Here is a 2,329-nt window from a genome sequence, read left to right on the forward strand (position 1 = left end):
CGTTGTAGCTGCTTCTTTACCCTTTTCATAGCGATACAGCGTATATGTAACTGACGGATACTGCTTTTCGTTGTCTGCAAGGTTCTCTCGCCCCGCCCAGTGCTTTGTGACGGTAATCGTCCGTCTGTTCAGATCTTTTCGGAACAGATTGGATATCGTGCCGTTGATATTTGTCGATATATACAACTGGCTGGCAATCGGATCCTTAATCGTCTCCCGAACAAGATATGTATATCGATTGCCGTTCGCATCAAACTTCGGCAGCATCGCTTTTCCATCCTGCATGGAAATCAGACCTTTATCAAGTTCCTCTTTCGTAACATTCTTGTTGTCCGGGAACGTATAACGTGTCTTGTCATTTCCGTCTGTTTTACTGCTGCCAAGATGCGTCGTATCCACAAGTGTCAGCTTTCCAGTATTGATCAACTTTTTTATCTCGTCATCGCTTTTCGTCTGTACTTCTATAATCTCCGGATCTATTGTCCGATACAGGGTTAGCAGCGGATCCGGAAGTTCATCTTCTACGGTCTGATAACCAGCCAGGCCTGTCCAGGTCTTATTGCCCTGTATGGTCATGTAATCGCTGATAACATTGGTAAAGACTTCATAGGTATCTTCATAAACAGCTGCATCATTCTCACTGGCGATTGACTTTGTCTGAGTAGACGGAAGATAGGTACCAAGCACAGTTTTTCCATCGTTGTTCATTTTTTCTTTGAATACATAACCGTACTCACTTCCGGATTCGTCAAACTCCGGCAGATCAGAGACGGTGATTTTCCAGTTGTAGCCTGTTTTCAGTTCGATGCCTTCCGCAGGTTCCGTAGGTTCGGGTGTCCAGATCTGATCCTTATATTCCGTATACAGAGTAAGCTGATCTGCTGAAAGATCCTCCACCGTTGCCTCCGGATTTTTTTTCTGCAATTCTCTCAGATCTTTTTTCAGATAACGATACAGATTCATATAAAGATCTGGTCGGCTGTCTGAGCTGATACCGGAATCTTTCCAGTATTTGTAAGCTATATGACCGGTTGTTCCTGTGATCGTATTTTCAAACGCAAAGGTGTAGGTCTGTGTTTTGCCGGTTTCTGTTACCTGAGGGGCTGTCTTTTTCAGGACATAGCTGTAGCCTGCTGTTTTTTCTTCCACATCATCTGCATTGTCTGTCTGGACTTCATCCAGGCTGTAGGAATGCGGCACAGCCGTCGCAGAAAACATAGCAAGCCCTTTGATGGTAAAGCACCATTCACGCTTCCCGTTTTCTTCTTTGCCTATGCTGCTTACTGTGATCACGCCGGTGCTTCGATTCAGTACTACATTACAACTATCACTGCCATCCTCTTTTTGGGACGAAACTTCAACCGCTTTCGGAATGTCTGTATAGGCACCTCCGTCCCGATAAAGCTGAAACTGTATAGACTTTGGCCGTACTCCCTCGGCATTATTCTCATCGTTCCAGACTTTTTTCGCAGAGATTTCAGTCTGACCGATACGGGTGTTTGTAATAAATACCTCTCCATTTTCCGCCTGCATCTGTGTCCGATAAGAACGTTCTTTATTCTCTGCTATTCCTGACAGAATGACATCATTTCCAGATGCCGCAGCAATCAGCTGCTGATATGTATACTCTGCCGGTGTTGCCTGATCCTTATTCGGATCTCCGACGTAGTGTTCTACTACAATGTAATTGGTCCAGCTGTCTTTTTTTCCATCTGTCCACGCATTGCCGTCAATGTTTTCCTGCAAAGTGGAGTAAGAAATCTGATTCGTATATTCCCCCTTATTGCTGAGTGTGGTCTGATAGTATTTGACACCTTCCAGATTATTAAGATCTACCGTGTCTGTGTCATTTTTATTCAGCGTTTTTTTCTGTTTCTCCAGTGCCTCTTTTATCTGGGTCTTTCGGTAGACACGAATCTGAACGTTTTTTCTCGTTTCACCATCTTTCACTTCGTCGCCGTTATCCTGCCAAAGTTTCGTCACAAAGATATACGATGTACCATCCTCTGTCAGTCTCCAGTTTACGATTTTCGTTTGTTCAGGTGTCCGATAATATCTGACGGACCATTTTCGATTCTTGGAAGTGTCCTCTAAGGTTATGTGGCTGCCGTTTTGGCTTATAAAGCCAATTTCTGTTGCGCGGTAATAATACACATAACCTTCTGCATCATACTTTGGAAGATCTTGAATCGTTTTTTCCCACGTTCTTCCCTTCTCTTTTGCAATCTGCCACACTTCAGATGCTGTATCGCCTGTACCGTTTTTTACAACTTCATAATCAGCAAGTGAGCCGTCCGCCTTATCCTTTGTAGAACGACGTTCCAATTTG

Annotated in this window: 1 protein-coding gene; it reads right to left on the reverse strand. The window is 44.1% G+C overall.

Annotation, left to right across the window (positions count from 1 at the left end):
- Positions 1-2,329: Cna B-type domain-containing protein (locus tag WMO25_RS17245; RefSeq protein ID WP_349086408.1), on the reverse strand; the 2,329-nt coding region annotated here is incomplete at both ends.

The organism is Coprococcus intestinihominis, from assembly GCF_040096555.1.
In the GTDB taxonomy this organism is placed as follows: domain Bacteria; phylum Bacillota; class Clostridia; order Lachnospirales; family Lachnospiraceae; genus Coprococcus_A; species Coprococcus_A intestinihominis.